This window comes from Carboxylicivirga sediminis, assembly GCF_018156225.1.
GTDB lineage: Bacteria > Bacteroidota > Bacteroidia > Bacteroidales > Marinilabiliaceae > Carboxylicivirga > Carboxylicivirga sediminis.
The window spans coordinates 142638-159683 of sequence record NZ_JAGTAR010000008.1 but is presented as its reverse complement, the minus strand read 5'-3'; the positions used below and the strand labels follow the sequence as shown (position 1 = coordinate 159683).

The following is a 17046-nucleotide window of genomic DNA, read 5'->3' as shown; positions in this document are numbered from 1 at the left end:
ATACTAAACATCAAGCATCTAACCAAATAATCAAGGCAATAATCTATTGATTATGAATACAAAAGAGGGCATCCGTTTTTTGGACACCCTCTTTTATTTTTTGATAATAAATTTTCCTTATTCAGCTACAACTTCTTCAATAGTGATTGTTTCAAGTTCAGTAACTTGCCCGAATTCAACCTTCACATCTTCAAGTGTTGTTTCCAGATAACCTTCTGCCGGTTGCACTGTGATTGTATAGCTACCGGGCTCCACCCCTCTCAACATAAAGAAACCAGTCTCAGTATCAGCATAAGTTCCAACAGTATCTTCTTCATCAGCACTAACAGCCATAATATAAGGCGTGGCCTCCACTGGTGTTACGCTTCCTTTAATGGCGCCACTGGTGGCTTCGGTAAAAGTTCTGATGACTGGCTTAAGCGAATAGCTACCATTACCCTTAGCAACAATCGAACGTCCTGCATCAAAATCAATCCATAATTTATAGGTTATACCATCATTTAAGTCGGCATGGATATTAAATTTTAATCCAGATTGCTGGGCCGACGGTGTGTCTAAATCATAATACACATCATCAATCATCACTTGGTTTTTATCTCCTAAAACCAGTCGCATTTGTGAGATTTTGCCTGCTGGCAGAAATTCGTCAACTAATAACGTATCCATACCATTGGTAAAATCAAGTAAGTTGTACACTCCTTTTTGCGTCGTTTGTAGTGATTGCCAGCCACTGTTTTCATCTGCTGACACGTTAATTTGCACATCCTGCACATCAATTAACACCTCTTGATAATCACCTGGTGCATCGGTTAAACGGATAGATAATCTTGCCTGCTTGTTATCATCAGAACAAGAGAAAAGAACCATTGTCAGGCTTAATAAAGCCACACTTAATAAATTTTTCATTCGTCCAAAGTTTACTATTCTTGCCACCCTAATTTTCCAGCAAGAATAAATTGTTTTCCATCGGTAAATATACAAAAACGCGCAATAACGTTTCTGTATACATTACACTCACTTACTCATAACAAATTAACTTTTTGATGCCTTGCTAATTGACTTCGTTTTATTACGTTTACATTCTAAAACCTTACACAAACAAATTAATATGAAACCTCAAATTCAACGCCTGCATGTAATTGATGCGCTCAGAGGCTTTGCTATTGTAGCTATCATGCTACTACACAACCTCGAACATTTCGATTTTTATTTTTTACCACCCGATTTGCCTGAATGGATGGTGAAACTCGATCAAACAGTCTGGGATACTTTATTCTTTCTGTTCGCAAGTAAATCATACTCCATATTTGCCTTACTATTTGGGCTAACATTTTTCATACAGTCCAATAATCAACAGCAGAAAGGAAAAGATTTCAGGGGACGCTTTGCCTGGCGGTTGGTGCTTTTATTTGCCTTTGGCATGCTAAACTCTCTATTCTTCCAAGGCGATATCTTAACTATATATGCGGTCATTGGTTTCCTGCTAATTCCCTTAGCCAACCTTCCTAATAAGGCTTTGGTTGGTATAGCCATCGTTATGCTGCTGCAACCTTTGGAGTGGATGGGTTTAATAGAGGCTCTTCAAAACCCGGCAATGGAGATCAGCAATCCTGTTTCATGGACCTATTTTGGAAAGATGCAGGATTATATACCGGAAAGCTCAATCATTAACACCTGGGCAGGTAATATTACAAATGGGAAAAAGGCTGTATTGCTCTGGAACTGGGAAAATGGTCGCTTCTTTATTATTTTCGCCATGTTTTTATTTGGATTAGTTGCGGGCCGAAAACAGCTATTTGTCAACACTGAGACCACAAATAAATTCTGGAAGAAAGTTCTGATAGCAGCTACTATGGCCTTTATTATTTTATATCCAATACGAATGGTTTTACCTGGTTGGATTGAAAGCGCGGCTATTGAGCGTTCAGTGATGACCATGTTTACACCATGGACCGATATTGCCTTAATGCTGGTATGGGTTTCGGTCATTACGCTTCTCTTTCAAAAAGGCAGATGGCAAGGTTTCCTGATGCTTTTTGCACCATTGGGCAAAATGAGCTTAAGTAATTACATGATGCAATCAGTATTAGGGTCAAGTATTTATTATGGGTATGGATTGGCTCTATACCAATACACAGGTGCTACCTACAGTTTCTTAATTGCTATTCTACTCACCGCTTTTACAGGCATTTTCTGTCACTGGTGGGCGAAACATTATAAGCATGGACCTCTTGAAGGCATCTGGCACAAATTAACCTGGATTGGTACCAGGAAATAAAAAAAGCAGGGGCTTTCAAACAGCCCCTGCTTAGTTTTACATGAATGTAATATAGGTAATTCAGAATATTAAAATGGTACGTTTTTTATTATAGTAATATAAAAAACTAAAGCAGCTATAAATGAAATCAATAAAACAAGGATCATTTCTACAGCTACATCTTTGATAATTTGATAACTCTCCTTACTTCTCATATGCCCTCATTTTACGAAATGAAAGCAATTATCATACCAAAATAAGTTTCTGCAACTATCTACCTTCTATTTGTTCATTATATTCGCGTGCCTCTTCAATTAGTGAATCCGTATCCCAGGCACAATCCATCTCCTGATAAGGATGCTTCTGCTGCATGAGAAGTATATTCTCAAGATGCTCGGCAAATTTCTTTGTCTCCATTAAAAAGTGAGGATCATCAATTGAATAACGCTGCTGAAGATTCTTCATAAAGCGCTTATCGAGATGCTTAAAGGTTAATGCTGAACGGTAGCTTTGATGATTACTATTCCCCATAGCAACCAATGCACTTGTACCTAATTCAATGGCCGAGTCAAAAATAGCCTGTCGATGACCATCCACACCAATGTTTTGCAACGCCAACTCATGGGCTACATCAACAGCTCTAACAATTAGTTTAAGGTTTGGGTAATGCTTTTGTGCAAGAGCTACCAGTTTATCTATCTGATCCCGTTCGCTCATTGTTATGGCAAGTACCTTGGCATGGCCGGCACCTGCTGCTTCGAGCATATCTCTTCGGGTTATATCGCCAAAATAAACCTTATACCCAAACTTTTTTAAGTATTGCACATTATGGGGATTGTTATCGATAATGGTGAGTTTTATACCATTGGCATTAAGGAAGCGACCAAGTACCTGACCAAAGCGCCCAAATCCTGCGATTATTACCGGATGACCATTATCCTCCACCTCATCTTCATCCTGTATAGATGATTTGATCAACCTGGGTTGTATAACTTGCTCATTAACTATAAACAACACTGGCGTAATCAGCATCGATAAAGCCACAACAATTAGTAATATACCCGAAGTAAATTCATCGTATACACCACTTTGGGTGGCAAACGTGATTAATACAAAGCCAAACTCCCCGGCCTGAGCCAAACTAAAGGTAAACAACATATTGTGCGATTGCTCCAGCTTGAAGAGCCTGCCAAGTGCCCATAAAATAATCAGCTTGACGCCAACTAGTATAGTCAAAATCACTAATATCAGCATCCAGTGATTGAGTAGTAAATCAAAGTTGATGCTGGCCCCTACTGAAATAAAAAACACCCCCAATAATAATCCCTTAAATGGTTCAAGGTTATTCTCCAGTTCGTAACGATACTCACTATTAGCCAGAACAACACCGGCCAAAAATGTACCTAAGGCAGGCGACAGCCCAACTGCATCCATAAACACAGCTATACCAATAACTAGTAAAAGCGCTGTAGCAGTAAATAGCTCACGCAAACCTGTTTCAGCAATGAACTTAAAGATATAATTTGCCAAATATCGCCCACCGATGATGATGGTTGCTACTGCTGCCAAAATAATCAACAGCTGATACCATCCACTAACAGTATCGGCTGTTTCAACAGTCGTTGAGTCGGTAACCACCTGATTGGCCAGTAAAGCAATAATGGCAAAAATGGGAACTACAGAAATATCCTGCATCAATAATACCGAAAAACTATGTCGCCCACCTCTGGTTTGCAACATACCTTTTTCCGTCAGTGTCTGCAGAACAATAGCCGTAGATGATAGAGCCAAGATAAGCCCCGTGGTGATAGCCTGTGCTGTATCTAGCCAAAATAAGGCCGTAATTAAAGCAAATACTAAAGCTGTGAAACCAATTTGCATCCCCCCTAATCCGAAAATCAGCCGTTTCATACGCCATAACATGCCCGGATGTAATTCCAAACCAACAATAAAGAGCATAATAACCACTCCAAATTCAGCTATATGCATCACATCTTCGCCATCACTCCCCACTAAGCCTAAAGCAAAGGGACCAATGACGATACCTGCAATTAAATAGCCAAGTACAGAGCCCAAGCCGACTTTTTTGGCAATAGGCACTGACACAACAGCTGCCAGCAGGTAAATCATAATTCTAAAAAATATTTCGTCCAAGTGCATGCGCTATATTTAGTGGTGATTAAATTATTTCTGTTCTTGCAAGAGCTCATTAACAATCTTCCGCGATTGAAGAGTACTTATAGTAAATTCATCATCTCGCAAGCCTATTATTAGCTTAGTGTAAGTAAGCACCTTCTTGTCTATTTCGGATTCATTTAGCAAGTGTGAACCAAAAACTACAAAAGGAGAAAGGTACTTCATCCGGCACAAATACGCAGATTGTTCATAAGGCAATAAAAACTGTTTGATATCATGCCTGTTCAAACCATCTGATTGATAGGTTTCCTGCTGCCCTCCTGTGGTAATGCAGTTCATTGTCCACTTACCTTTTAAAGCTTTTCCTTCACGGCCATAAGCAAAGCCATGTTCCAGTACCAAATCAAACCATTCTTTTAATAAGGCTGGTGCACTGTACCAATAAAACGGATGGTGCCAAATAATTATATCGTGTTCTAACAATAACTCCTGTTCATACTTTACATCAATGAAAAAATCAGGATATTTCTCATATAAATTATTGACAGTAACATGCTCTATCCCTTCTACTGCATTAATCAGCTGCCGATTAATGCGCGATTTATGTTCTATTGGATGTGCGTATATGATCAGTATCTTCTTCATTTGTAAAAATTGAACCCTAAAAATAACAAAAGCCCTTTTCAAAGAAAAAGGGCTTATTAAAAAATATCGAAAAACAACTTATCCAATCCACTCTCCTTTAAGAGCCTTTTCTAGTCGTTTACTGACCACTTTCCAGTTAACCACATTCCAAAATGCATTAATATAATCACCGCGTTTATTTTGGTAATTTAGATAATAGGCATGTTCCCATACATCTATCGTCAACAACGGAATACCTTTTACATCGGAAACATCCATTAAAGGATTATCCTGATTGGGCGTTGCCACAACTTTGAGATTTCTTTCTTCATCTAAGATTAACCATGCCCAGCCACTACCAAATTGTGTTTTGGCTGCCTTAAAGAAAACATCTTTAAAAGTATCAAACGATTTGAAATCCTTTACAATATGACTTAATAATTTAGCTGATGGCTCACCACCTTCTGGACTTAAGTTTTCCCAGAATAACATATGATTGTAGTAACCTCCACCATTATTGCGCATTGCCTCACCATGTTTTGACACATCGGCAAAAATGGTTGGCATCGCTGTTGTTTCAAGGGCTGTACCATCAATAGCAGCTATGAACTTTTTAAAATATCCTCTGTGGTGCTTATCATAGTGAAGCTCCATAGTTGTAGCATCTATATGCGGCTCCAGTGCATCGTAACTATAAGGCAAGGCAGGAAAGAAATGCCCTGATATAGGTGCACTTTTAATTTTGTTATTTGAATTTGTACCGCTTTTAGCACCGGGCGTACAGGCAGCTGCTGTGCCCATACCAATTAAACTGATGAATTGTCTTCTTTTCATAATGATAGGCATTCATTTTAACAAATTAACAAGTACCATATACGATTGTTCATGCAACCTGAATAAAAGTTAGAGAGTAACATTGAACCATTCATCAAAAAATTCATGAGCATTCTGCTAAAAATTGCTTTCTTTAAAATCATTAACTAAATCCACCAATGAAAACTACCGTAATAGCTTTATTAATTGCTTCATTAACCGGCTTATGCCAAGCTCAGAACTATAAAAAAAGGGCAGATGATTACTACAAATATTATAACTACGAAAAGGCACTTAAAGATTACGGCAGATTATGGCGTAAGGACAAGGATAACATAGAGCTACTCGAAAAGATTATTACCTGCTACATCAAAGATAATACCCTAAAAGATGAAGCGCTACCATATATTGAAAGGTTGCTTGAACTGAAGCCCAATAACCTGGAAGCTAAATACAACAAGACACTCGTGCTTTTTCACTCTCATAAGTTTGATGAGGCCTATTCAATCTTGCAAGAAATAGAACCCCTTGCCAGCAATACTATCGACCTATTGAAGCAAATTACCACTCTAAAAAGTTATATCAATAATGCTAAACTCTTGATTGCTCAACCTCTGGATGTTGAATTTATCAACCTGGGTAATGAAATCAACACTCCCAGAAATGAAGTCAGCCCTTTTATCAGCGCCGATGAACAGTCACTTTTTTACTCTTCAGACAAGCGCTACAACAGCTATGCCGGCATCTATTATTACAACATATGTGTTGCTGAAAAGCAAGCATTAAACTTTGAAAAAGGCAAAACCATAGGGTCACAACTTAACTCAATTTTTGACGAAATGGTCGCAGGCATTTCACCAGATGGGTCTCAATTATTTGCTTTCCATAACCGCGACGGCGACGAAACCATGGGCTATTCAAGCTACTTGGGCAATCACCGCTTTGAGCCATTAGCAAATTTTGGTCCACCGCTGGATGCAAAAGGATCGGAATATGGTATGTGGATGACTGCGGGCAAAGATACCATCCTCTTTGCATCAGAAAATCAGCAAGGCAATACAGATATTTATTATGCCATAAAATTACCAACTGGTGAATGGGGTGAAGCGCGTGAACTGCCAGGACAGGTAAATTCGTCAACACACAATGAGAACTTTCCGGTTTTGGCACATAACGGGCAACGCCTTTACTTCTCATCCGACAACCTGCGTTCGATGGGTGGTTATGATTTGTTTTATTCTGACTGGGACCCTAATAAACGTGAGTGGGAAACTCCAATCAATATGGGCTATCCTATTAACGACACCTATCACAACTACAATATTTCGTGGGTCGAAGATGAAAGGTTCGCTTATGTATCTGCCATCAGACCAGAAGGCGCAGGCAAATATGATATATACAAGGTGGTATTTAACCAAACCTTACCATATACAGCTGTTATAAAAGCCAATATTCGTATTCGAAAAGACAGAAAAGTGCAGATACCTGATTTCAGCCCTCACATTAGTGTAACGGATACGTTAGATAATTTGATTGGCACCTATAAACCAACAAAAGATTCAGCTGACTTTATATTAGCATTGACAGCCGGCACCTACAAAATACATGTGACACACGAACAAATTACTCCACTGGAATATTTACTCATTATACCAGATAATCGCTATGTATCAGTGGCAGACCGCCTTCAATTGATCGTAGTACCGAAACCGGCAGATATTGCTGTCAAATAAGCATTAAAACAGACGTTTTGCCTATTTTTGCTAATGAACACACATAAAAACAAAATAAAGCATGAAGCTTCATCTTAAAAATCCTATTGTATTTTTTGACCTTGAAACAACGGGCATAAACATTGCTAATGATCGAATTGTAGAAATAGCTATTCTGAAAGTGAATGTAGACGGTTCAGAAGAATCCTACTGCTATAAAGTCAATCCCGAAATACCAATCCCCCAGGTTACTTCAGAAATCCATGGCATTTATGATGAAGATGTAAAAGACGCACCCACCTTTAAGGAATTGGGTAAAACGTTGGCAAAAATTATGGAAGGCTGTGATATTGCAGGCTTCAACTCCAATAAATTTGATGTACCATTACTGGCCGAAGAATTCATCCGAGCTGATGTGGATTTTGACATGAAGAAACGCAAGTTTGTGGATGTGCAAACTATTTTCCACAAAATGGAGAAGCGCACATTATCCGCAGCTTACAAATTTTATTGCGATAAAGATTTAAACAACGCCCACTCAGCCGAAGCTGACACTAAAGCGACTTACGAAGTATTAAAAGCTCAATTGGATCGCTACGAAGAGTTGGAGAACAATATTGAATTCCTGAATGACTTTTCTTCTTTTAATCGCAATGCCGATTTTATTGGCCGAATTATTTTTAACGACAAGGGCGTTGAAGTATTTAACTTCGGAAAATACAAGGGAAAAAGTGTTGAAGAAGTCCTTAAGAAAGATCCATCCTATTATGGCTGGATGATGAATGGCGATTTTCCATTGTTCACAAAAAAAGTATTGACAAACATTAAACTTCGCAGTTTTAATAAATAAACAGCTATGAAGATTTTATGCATTGGCCGCAATTACGTAAAGCACATTGAGGAACTGAATAACCAGGTACCGTCGGAACCAGTTATTTTTGCTAAACCCGATTCTGCTTTACTTTTGAAAAACAAGCCATTTTTCATTCCTGATTTTGCCAGTGATTTCCACCACGAGGTAGAACTGGTGGTAAAAATCAATCGCATAGGAAAAAACATTGCGCCCCAGTTTGCACATCGCTATTACGATGAAGTAGCCCTGGGAATTGATTTTACAGCTCGTGATTTGCAGGCTGAACTAAAAAGTAAAGGCTTGCCATGGGAAAAAGCTAAAGCTTTTGATGGCTCGGCTGTATTATCTTCCTTCATCAGCAAAGAAAGATTTGATGATATTCAAAACATCAACTTCCATCTGGAAAAAAACAACGAGAAGGTTCAACAGGGCAATACAGGGCATATGATATTCCCTATCGACCAGATAATTTCTCATGTATCACAGTTTTTCACTCTGAAAATTGGCGACTTAATTTACACTGGCACCCCCGCGGGCGTTGGTCCTGTAGCCATTAACGACAGATTGAAGGGCTACATAGAAGATGAACTGATGTTTGACTTTTTAGTGAAATAGCTCAGCACATAAACTCTTCAACTTATCAACTGTTAAACAAATAAACATTCAACTAGTACATATGAAAACTCTAAAACACCTACTACTGATTGCCTTTGCAATTCCATTCTTTACCAGTTGCGGTTATAACACCATGGTTGAAAAAAGCGAAATGGTTGATGCCAGCTGGGCACAGGTCGAAAACGTATACCAGCGTCGGGCTGATCTAATCCCTAACCTCGTAAACACTGTAAAAGGCTATGCCGCACATGAGCAGGAAACACTAACAGGTGTGATTGAGGCCCGTTCAAAAGCCACCAGTGTTAATATTAATGCTGATAACCTGAATGAGGCGACTCTGGCTCAATTCCAGCAAGCCCAGGACGGTCTTACTTCAGCTCTTTCTAAATTAATGGTGGTGATGGAACGCTATCCGGACTTAAAGGCCAATCAAAACTTCATGGATTTACAGGCCCAACTGGAAGGCACCGAAAATCGCATTGCTGTAGAACGCAAAAAATTCAATGATGCCACAAGGGATTATAATGCTTACATTAAAAAGTTTCCTCGCGTCATTTATGCCAGCTGGTTTGATTTTGAAAAGAAACCATACTTCCAAGCCGAAGCCGGTTCTGAAAAAGCACCTAAAGTAGAATTTTAATCAACCAAAGTATGGCTAAGGATTTTTTTAGTGAAGGTGAGCGTCAGCAGATTGTTGATGCTATCAAAGCTGCAGAACTTAATACATCGGGTGAAATCCGGGTTCATCTGGATAAAACATGCCCCGAAGATGTGCTTGACCGTGCTGCTTATTGGTTCGAAAAACTGCAGATGCACAAAACAGAACAACGTAATGGGGTATTGTTTTACCTGGCACATGAGGACCATAAGCTTGCCGTACTGGGCGATGTAGGCATCAACCAAAAAGTACCAGATGATTTCTGGAACTCAATTAAAGACCAGATGATTGCCGATTTCAAAGAAGGTGAATATGCTAAAGGCCTGGCCAATGGCATTATTGAAAGTGGAAAACAACTAAAAGCCCACTTCCCCTATCAATCGGATGATGTCAATGAGTTATCTGACGACATTTCATTTGGCAGTTAATTAAACAAAAGACGATGAATAAATATATTTTAATTCTTATAGCACTATGGTCGATAATGGCGAATGCGCAGGATATACCTGAACGCCCTAATCCTCCACGATTGCTAAATGACTATGCTGGTTTGTTATCTGCTCAGCAAACCCAGCAACTCGAAAATCACCTGGCCAATTTCGCACGCGAAACAAGCACCCAGATTGCCATATTACTGGTTAACGATTTTGGCGGTACTTCGCGTGAGGATTTTGCCTTTAAAGTAGGTGAAAAGTGGGGAATTGGCCAAAAAGGAAAGAACAACGGTATAGTGGTTGTTATTAAGCCTCGTATTGGCAACTCACGAGGAGAAGCTTTTATTGCCACAGGTTATGGACTGGAAGGAGCCGTACCTGATGCTGTAGCCAATCGTATTATCGATCACGAGATGATTCCTTACTTTAAGCAGAACGATTACTACTCGGGCATTGCAGCTGCAACCAACCGCCTGATGGCACTTACAAGGGGCGAATACACCGCTGATGATTACCTGGATCAGACAGGCAATGGCGGTGGCATTGGCTTTGTTGGCATCATCTTCTTCTTTATCATCGTTTCATTCATTATGAAAGCGGCCGGAGGCAGAAGACGTAATTCACTTGGTGGCTCAAGTCTGCCCTTCTGGCTTCTTATGTCAATGATGGGGAGCAGCAGCAACCGTTCACACAGTGGTAGTTTTGGCAACTTCTCAAGCGGAGGTGGCAGCTTTGGCGGAGGTGGTTTTGGCGGCTTCGGAGGTGGAAGCTTTGGGGGCGGAGGTGCCGGTGGCAGTTGGTAAGCATACCTTCATTGCAAGTTCATCAAAAAGCTCTAATATAAGGTCTGTCAATCTCAGATAAGTGAATTGACTATCTCCAACAATTAAGGGTACTGCACTAAAAAAACAAAGCATAATATCTGAATATAATAGATAAAAAATAGCCGGTGAAATAACACTTCACCGGCTATTTTTTTTATACCATGCAGCTTATTAACCCAGTTCGTTAACCGCTACTTTGTATTTTGGATCTTCGTAGAAGTTAATATCAATGATAGCTGAAGCATTATCGAGCAGACGTCGACAATCGGCACTTAGATGGCGTAAATGCACCTTTTTACCTTGCTTGGCATAGCGCTCAGTTACTTTATTTAAGGCTTCAATAGCCGAATGGTCGGCTACTCGCGACTCTGCAAAATCAATAATCACTTCATCAGGGTCATTCATTACATCAAATTTTTCCTGAAAGGCAGTCACTGAACCAAAGAAAAGTGGTCCATATATCTCGTAGTGTTTGATACCTTCATCATCAACATATTTGCGCGCCCTGATACGTTTGGCGTTTTCCCAGGCATAAGACAGAGCAGAAATAATCACCCCAATAAAAACAGCCACTGCCAAATTATGAAAGAATACGGTAACACCGGCCACCACAATCATTACAATAACATCAATAGCCGGCACCTTCTTAAAAATCTTTAAACTAGCCCATTCAAACGTCCCAATTGCTACCATAAACATTAAGCCTACAAGCGCAGCCATCGGCACCTTTTCAATCAATGACGACCCAAACAGAACGATAAGTAACAAACCAACTGCAGCTACAATACCTGATAGTCGTTTACGGCCACCCGAACTCACATTGATAATGCTCTGTCCAATCATGGCACAACCACCCATACCACTGAAAAAGCCACATACCAGGTTAGCTGAACCCTGAGCAATACACTCTTTATTACCCCTGCCCCTTGTTTCGGTCATCTCATCAATAACCGATAAGGTCAACAGACTTTCAATGAGCCCCACGGCTGCCATTACAAGTGAGTATGGTAAAATAATAAGGATATTATCCAGTGTAAAAGGAATCATTGGTAAATGAAACTTTGGCAATCCTCCCGAGATTGAAGCAATATCGCCCACCGTTTTTGTTTCAACTCCTAATGTCAGAATCAAGGCTGAAACAACGACAATAGCAGTTAAAGCAGCAGGTACTGCTTTTGTAATTTTTGGCAAAAAATGAATAATTAGCATGGTAAGTCCCACAAAACCTAACATCATCCATAAAGCTGAGCCACTCATCCACTCCAGATCACCAGCCAGGTTGGGCACCTTAAACTGGTCTAGCTGGGCCATGAAAATTACAATAGCCAATCCATTCACAAATCCAAACATAACCGGATGAGGTACCAAACGAATAAATTTACCAAGCTTTAAAACTCCCACCAGGATCTGGATGATACCCATGAGTACAACTGCGGCAAACAGGTATTCAACTCCATGCCTCACAACCAAACTAACAATGACTACAGCTATGGCACCCGTTGCACCGGATATCATACCGGGTCTTCCACCAAACACAGCGGTAATTAAACCAATAATAAAAGCCGAATAAAGTCCTATAAGCGGACTTACCTTCGCCATTAATGAAAAGGCAACAGCCTCAGGCACTAGTGCCAAAGCAACTGTCAATCCAGACAAAATTTCATTTTTCAGGTTAGAACCTTGTCGTAGTTTTTCAATAAAAACCATGTATAGTTATTTTAAAATTTACACAAAACCATTACTGCACTATTCTAAATAGCGCATAAATACCTTATTTATCTTCAAGGGGATTAACTGCTAAAAAGCAAACATAAAAGGATATTGAATTAGCGGCCGCAAAGATAGGCATTCTATTCACAACATGAAAAAACCGGAAAGCAATAAAAAAAGCCTTGACTCTTCCACTCAAGAATCAAGGCTTATAGAATTGCGATAATTTTACTTTAATATTTCCACTCTTTAGCGGCTTCATACATAGCAAGCACATTTTCAACAGGTGTTTCCACCTTTAATTTATGCGATGGTCCAAGAATGAAACCACCACCAGGTGCCATGGTATCAAGCAACTGCTTCACCCCTTCTTTTACTTGCTCCGGGGTCCCTTGCCTCAGCAACAACTCTTCATCCAGTGCACCACAAAAAGTAATATAATTGCCAAAGTCGGCTTTTAGACCATCCGGTTGCATACCATTTGCCCTTGTTTGAATAGGATCCAGTACATCGGCACCAATGCTTATAAACTCAGGCAGTAGCTTTCGCACACCACCACATGAGTGCATATAAAATCTGGCACCATGCTCCTTGGGTACCTTTACAAAGGCTTCGATAGCTGGCTTACAATATTGCTCCCAGATATCCTGACTAATAGATAATCCAGCCTGTGAACCAAAATCATCGGCAATCCTGATGAAGTCGATACCTCCACCAGCTTTCTCAAAAAACTCTTTAATAAAATCAAGGTAGAAGCTATTGACTTTTTCGACCAATGCGGCAAAAAACTTAGGATGATACATGATAACATCCAAAAAGCTATCTCTACCAAGTAATCGTTGTATGATGCGAAATAATCCGGGTGATGAATACCCGGGCGCAGTCATAATGGCGTAGTCTTTGTACTTTTTTATCTTCTCAGGTAACGAATCAAAATCAAACAAACCGGTGGTAGGCCAGTTAACATCCTCCAACGCAAGCGGGTCTGTTTGTCCTTCTAAAGGAAAATCCGTGGCTTCCCAAAACTCAAAGTCACCGTATTTTACTTTTGAATAACCAACCCCCCATATATCGGTCTTTGACAGACCATCACCCTCAACAAGTTTCTTACCTACATAATCTGGTTCAACCCAACGAAAGTCAACATCCAGATACTCCAATAGCTGATCACGATTCTGAAACCCCAGGTGTTCCATCAACTTCACACCAAATTCGGGGACGTCCCAATAAAAAAACGGCACTCTATCCACTGGTTCGCGGTCTAGTGCCTTCAGGACTCTTTCCTTGTGAATCATAAGCGTTGCTTTTGATTAAAAAATAAGATTTTTCTCATCGCAAAACTTGTCGAATTTAGAAAAGATATGACAAAAATCAAATTTTTTAGGACCAAAGCATCATTTCACCTGATGAAAATACCCGCAATAACTTGTCATTTCCCCAATGTTTACAGGTGTTTTAATACTAGAGCGATAGAAATGTTAAAACTTTTGTTTGTTTATCAATAATAACAAAAACCTGACTTTCACAAGCGATTATATGTCAAAACATAGCATTAACTAATAAACCGAAAGGCTAACCCGATCAAGTAAAATACCATCCAAGAGTAACACTTTGCATTTGGGCTTACTGACGTACTTTTACAATCTCATACATCAGTATGCCGGCTGCAACAGATACATTTAGCGACTCAATCTCGCCCAATAGCGGAATCTTACTTTTTATTTCTGCAGCTGCCAGTATTTTAGGATTAACACCTCTATCTTCAGCTCCCATCACCAAGGCAATTGGGCCTCGATAGTTAGCCTGGTTATAATCAACCGCCCCTTTTTCGGTAGCGGCCACCACTTTTAACCCACTGTTTTGAAGAAATTCGACGGTAGATATAAGGCTGCGCACCCGGCATACAGGAATTTTATGCAATGCCCCAGCAGATGTTTTAATTGCATCTGAAGTAACAGCAGCAGCACCAGTTTCGGGAATAACTATAGCATCAACGCCTGCACATTCAGCAGTGCGTGCAATGGCACCAAAATTACGCACATCGGTAATATGATCGAGCACCAGCACAAACGGTTCTTTTCCTTCATCAAACAACATGGGCACAAGTTGCTCAATATCCTGATAAGTCACTGGTGAAATCATGGCAATCACTCCCTGGTGGTTCTGGCGAGTCAGGCGGTTAAGCTTTTCCATTGGTACAAACTGAAATGGTACCTGGTGTGCCCTTACTTCGTCTAAGAAACTTTGAAAAAGAGCACCCTGCAAGCCCTTCTTAATCATCACCTTTTCTATTTCTTTACCGGCACTGATTGCCTCCTGAACGGCACGTATGCCGAACACCATCTGTTGTTCTTTCTCTTGCTTTGCCATATTATTCTAATTCCGATTTTTGCAATTGTAGTTCTTCTAATGTCTCATGTGCCCGTTCCCAGGCCGTCATGGCTGTATTCAATGCTGTTTCTACCTCTTTATATTCAGCAAATAGGCTGGTATCGGAAGCATTCTCAGGTATGCTAATTTTTTCAGTTAACTGTTCAAGTTTCACCTCCAACTCTGCAATTTTTGCTTCACAATCCTCCACCTGCCGCTCTGTCTTTTTTATTTTCTTATTGAGCTCTTTACGCTCTTCAAATGATAGTTTTGCCTGCGAACCTTCTTTTTTAACAGACTCATTTTTCTTTGAAGCTATGGATGCGTTGAGTTCATTCAGGCTCTCCAGCTTTTTCTTTTCAAGAAAATCGTAAATACCTCCAATGTGCTCTTTTATCTTCTGATGCCTGAATTCATAGACCTTATCAACCAAGCCATCCAAAAATTCCCGGTCGTGTGAAACCAGAATAACGGTTCCGTCAAAATCCCTCAATGCCTGCTTCAGAATTTCTTTTGAACGCATATCCAGGTGGTTGGTTGGCTCATCCAGAATCAGCAAATTTACGGGTTCCAGCAGCAATCGTACCATAGCTAACCTTGTGCGCTCACCTCCAGATAGCACGGCCACTTTCTTGTCTACATCCTCACCCGAAAACATAAAGGCACCAAGCAAATCCCTGATTTTAGTACGAATCTCACCCACGGCTACTAAGTCAATTGTTTCAAGCACTGTATGAGTTTCATCCAGACGTTCGGCCTGATCCTGTGCAAAGTACCCGATTTTAACATTGTGCCCCATGGTGAGTTTACCCTGATGCGCCAGTTCACTCATGATGATACGAGCCATGGTGGTTTTTCCTTCTCCGTTACGCCCCACAAAAGCAACCTTCTCACCTCTTTCAATGGTCAAATCCACCTCATTCAGCACCAGCAAATCACCATACGCCTTGGAAACTTCCTCACCTTTCACCACCACGGTACCTGAGCGAGGAGCAGGCGGAAATTTGATATTTAAAGCTGAATTATCAAATTCATCAACTTCAATACGATCCAGTTTTTCGAGTTGCTTAATACGCGACTGCACCTGAACAGCTTTGGTTGACTTGTAGCGAAATCTTTCTATGAATTTCTCTGTGTCTTCAATCTTTTTCTGCTGATTGACATAGGCATTGAGCTGCTGCTCACGACGCTCCTTACGCAGTTCAATAAACTTTGAGTAACTGGCTTTATAATCATAAATCTTACCCAATGATATTTCAATACTACGGTTGGTAATTGCATCCAGAAATGCTTTATCGTGGGAAATGAGTACCACTGCCCCGCCATAGGTTTTCAGAAAATCTTCGAGCCATTGAATGGAATCAATATCCAGGTGGTTAGTTGGCTCATCCAGCAGAAAAACATCGGGTCGTTCAAGCAATATCTTAGCTAATTCAATACGCATACGCCAGCCACCACTAAACTCACCGGTATTACGATTAAAATCACTTCGCTCAAAACCTAATCCTTTCAATGTGGTTTCGATCAATGCTTCGTGATTACTACCGCCCATCAGGTTAAAACGCTCAGTCTTTTCATTTAGCTTATCCAACAGAGCCAGGTAAGATTCTGACTCATAATCGGTACGCTCACCTATTTCAGTGGTAATCTCAGCAATCTGCTGTTCCAGTGCTTTTAATTCGGAAAATGCCAGTTCCACCTCTTCGACCACACTACGCGTATCGTTGTACTTCATGTGCTGAGGCAGATAACCAAGCTTCATGCCTTTTGGCATGGTAACCATACCAGTAGTTGGCTCCTGATGACCCGCTATAATTTTAAGTAAGGTTGATTTTCCGGCTCCATTTTTACCGATTAAGCCAATCCTGTCTTTATTGTTTATCAGAAATGAAACCTCTTCGAAAAGTTTGAAACCACCAAAATCAACTGTTAACTGATTAATTGAAACCATTCATTAAAATTTGTGCAAAGATAGCATAAAAAAGCCGACAGTTATCAGCTGTCAGCTTTGTGAGATTTTTCAGTTATAATTAATTACCC

16 protein-coding genes are annotated in these 17046 nt (G+C 40.2%); 7 read left to right on the top strand and 9 right to left on the bottom strand.

Annotated elements, in window-relative coordinates; translation table 11 throughout:
• Positions 1 to 117 precede the first annotated feature (117 nt).
• Positions 118 to 906, bottom strand: a complete 789-nt coding sequence (locus KDU71_RS07310) for a DUF4382 domain-containing protein (RefSeq protein ID WP_212189268.1) — start codon at positions 904 to 906, stop codon at positions 118 to 120.
• A gap of 202 nt (positions 907 to 1108) precedes the next feature.
• Between KDU71_RS07310 and KDU71_RS07305 the strand changes: the two genes are divergently transcribed.
• Entirely contained in the window at positions 1109 to 2278 is a 1170-nt protein-coding gene (locus KDU71_RS07305; RefSeq protein ID WP_212189267.1) for a DUF418 domain-containing protein, read from the top strand.
• A gap of 68 nt (positions 2279 to 2346) precedes the next feature.
• On the opposite strand, the gene KDU71_RS23190 is transcribed toward KDU71_RS07305, so the two are convergent.
• The 4 genes from KDU71_RS23190 to KDU71_RS07290 form a co-directional block, all read right to left on the bottom strand.
• The gene (locus tag KDU71_RS23190; protein WP_262898258.1) at positions 2347 to 2472 is read right to left on the bottom strand and encodes a hypothetical protein; all 126 of its coding nucleotides are present in this window, start codon (positions 2470 to 2472) and stop codon (positions 2347 to 2349) included.
• A 55-nt stretch (positions 2473 to 2527) separates the two neighbouring features.
• The gene (locus tag KDU71_RS07300) at positions 2528 to 4417 is read right to left on the bottom strand and encodes a monovalent cation:proton antiporter-2 (CPA2) family protein (RefSeq protein ID WP_212189266.1); all 1890 of its coding nucleotides are present in this window, start codon (positions 4415 to 4417) and stop codon (positions 2528 to 2530) included.
• A gap of 24 nt (positions 4418 to 4441) precedes the next feature.
• The gene (gene kefF, locus KDU71_RS07295) at positions 4442 to 5038 is read right to left on the bottom strand and encodes a glutathione-regulated potassium-efflux system oxidoreductase KefF (protein WP_212189265.1); all 597 of its coding nucleotides are present in this window, start codon (positions 5036 to 5038) and stop codon (positions 4442 to 4444) included.
• Positions 5039 to 5116: 78 nt separating this feature from the next.
• Complete coding sequence (locus KDU71_RS07290; protein ID WP_212189264.1) at positions 5117 to 5851, bottom strand: superoxide dismutase; 735 nt, start codon at positions 5849 to 5851, stop codon at positions 5117 to 5119.
• Between the two features lie 158 nt (positions 5852 to 6009).
• Here KDU71_RS07290 and KDU71_RS07285 point away from each other — a divergent pair, with 158 nt between their 5' ends.
• From KDU71_RS07285 to KDU71_RS07260, 6 genes are all read left to right on the top strand, one after another.
• Positions 6010 to 7563 (top strand): PD40 domain-containing protein, encoded by a 1554-nt coding sequence (locus KDU71_RS07285; protein ID WP_212189263.1) that lies wholly within the window; start codon positions 6010 to 6012, stop codon positions 7561 to 7563.
• A 61-nt stretch (positions 7564 to 7624) separates the two neighbouring features.
• On the top strand, positions 7625 to 8392 hold the full coding sequence (locus KDU71_RS07280; protein WP_212189262.1) for a 3'-5' exonuclease: 768 nt from the start codon (positions 7625 to 7627) through the stop codon (positions 8390 to 8392).
• Positions 8393 to 8398: 6 nt separating this feature from the next.
• Entirely contained in the window at positions 8399 to 9010 is a 612-nt protein-coding gene (locus KDU71_RS07275; RefSeq protein ID WP_212189261.1) for a fumarylacetoacetate hydrolase family protein, read from the top strand.
• A 61-nt stretch (positions 9011 to 9071) separates the two neighbouring features.
• A complete protein-coding gene (locus KDU71_RS07270; RefSeq protein ID WP_212189260.1) occupies positions 9072 to 9650 on the top strand; it encodes a LemA family protein in 579 nt (192 codons plus the stop codon).
• 11 nt (positions 9651 to 9661) lie between these two features.
• Entirely contained in the window at positions 9662 to 10096 is a 435-nt protein-coding gene (locus KDU71_RS07265) for a TPM domain-containing protein (protein ID WP_212189259.1), read from the top strand.
• 14 nt (positions 10097 to 10110) lie between these two features.
• Positions 10111 to 10905: a TPM domain-containing protein gene (locus KDU71_RS07260; RefSeq protein WP_212189258.1), complete on the top strand. Its 795-nt coding sequence runs from the start codon at positions 10111 to 10113 to the stop codon at positions 10903 to 10905.
• A 192-nt stretch (positions 10906 to 11097) separates the two neighbouring features.
• Here KDU71_RS07260 and KDU71_RS07255 read toward each other — a convergent pair whose 3' ends face one another.
• The 4 genes from KDU71_RS07255 to KDU71_RS07240 form a co-directional block, all read right to left on the bottom strand.
• Entirely contained in the window at positions 11098 to 12633 is a 1536-nt protein-coding gene (locus KDU71_RS07255; RefSeq protein ID WP_212189257.1) for a SulP family inorganic anion transporter, read from the bottom strand.
• A 236-nt stretch (positions 12634 to 12869) separates the two neighbouring features.
• Positions 12870 to 13931: a uroporphyrinogen decarboxylase family protein gene (locus KDU71_RS07250; RefSeq protein ID WP_212189256.1), complete on the bottom strand. Its 1062-nt coding sequence runs from the start codon at positions 13929 to 13931 to the stop codon at positions 12870 to 12872.
• A 328-nt stretch (positions 13932 to 14259) separates the two neighbouring features.
• Positions 14260 to 15006: a 23S rRNA (guanosine(2251)-2'-O)-methyltransferase RlmB gene (rlmB, locus tag KDU71_RS07245; RefSeq protein ID WP_212189255.1), complete on the bottom strand. Its 747-nt coding sequence runs from the start codon at positions 15004 to 15006 to the stop codon at positions 14260 to 14262.
• Between the two features lies 1 nt (position 15007).
• Entirely contained in the window at positions 15008 to 16957 is a 1950-nt protein-coding gene (locus KDU71_RS07240) for an ABC-F family ATP-binding cassette domain-containing protein (protein WP_212189254.1), read from the bottom strand.
• Positions 16958 to 17046 lie beyond the last annotated feature (89 nt).

Excerpts from the sequence above, each read along its gene's own strand:
- rlmB (WP_212189255.1), bottom strand. The coding sequence starts at position 15,006 with ATGGCAAAGCAAGAGAAAGAACAACAGATGGTGTTCGGCATACGTGCC.
- KDU71_RS07290 (WP_212189264.1), bottom strand. The coding sequence starts at position 5,851 with ATGAAAAGAAGACAATTCATCAGTTTAATTGGTATGGGCACAGCAGCT.
- KDU71_RS23190 (WP_262898258.1), bottom strand. The coding sequence starts at position 2,472 with ATGAGAAGTAAGGAGAGTTATCAAATTATCAAAGATGTAGCTGTAGAA.
- KDU71_RS07240 (WP_212189254.1), bottom strand. The coding sequence starts at position 16,957 with ATGGTTTCAATTAATCAGTTAACAGTTGATTTTGGTGGTTTCAAACTT.
- KDU71_RS07280 (WP_212189262.1), top strand. The coding sequence starts at position 7,625 with ATGAAGCTTCATCTTAAAAATCCTATTGTATTTTTTGACCTTGAAACA.
- KDU71_RS07260 (WP_212189258.1), top strand. The coding sequence starts at position 10,111 with ATGAATAAATATATTTTAATTCTTATAGCACTATGGTCGATAATGGCG.
- KDU71_RS07255 (WP_212189257.1), bottom strand. The coding sequence starts at position 12,633 with ATGGTTTTTATTGAAAAACTACGACAAGGTTCTAACCTGAAAAATGAA.
- KDU71_RS07305 (WP_212189267.1), top strand. The coding sequence starts at position 1,109 with ATGAAACCTCAAATTCAACGCCTGCATGTAATTGATGCGCTCAGAGGC.
- KDU71_RS07265 (WP_212189259.1), top strand. The coding sequence starts at position 9,662 with ATGGCTAAGGATTTTTTTAGTGAAGGTGAGCGTCAGCAGATTGTTGAT.
- KDU71_RS07250 (WP_212189256.1), bottom strand. The coding sequence starts at position 13,931 with ATGATTCACAAGGAAAGAGTCCTGAAGGCACTAGACCGCGAACCAGTG.
- KDU71_RS07275 (WP_212189261.1), top strand. The coding sequence starts at position 8,399 with ATGAAGATTTTATGCATTGGCCGCAATTACGTAAAGCACATTGAGGAA.
- KDU71_RS07300 (WP_212189266.1), bottom strand. The coding sequence starts at position 4,417 with ATGCACTTGGACGAAATATTTTTTAGAATTATGATTTACCTGCTGGCA.
- KDU71_RS07270 (WP_212189260.1), top strand. The coding sequence starts at position 9,072 with ATGAAAACTCTAAAACACCTACTACTGATTGCCTTTGCAATTCCATTC.
- KDU71_RS07310 (WP_212189268.1), bottom strand. The coding sequence starts at position 906 with ATGAAAAATTTATTAAGTGTGGCTTTATTAAGCCTGACAATGGTTCTT.
- kefF (WP_212189265.1), bottom strand. The coding sequence starts at position 5,038 with ATGAAGAAGATACTGATCATATACGCACATCCAATAGAACATAAATCG.
- KDU71_RS07285 (WP_212189263.1), top strand. The coding sequence starts at position 6,010 with ATGAAAACTACCGTAATAGCTTTATTAATTGCTTCATTAACCGGCTTA.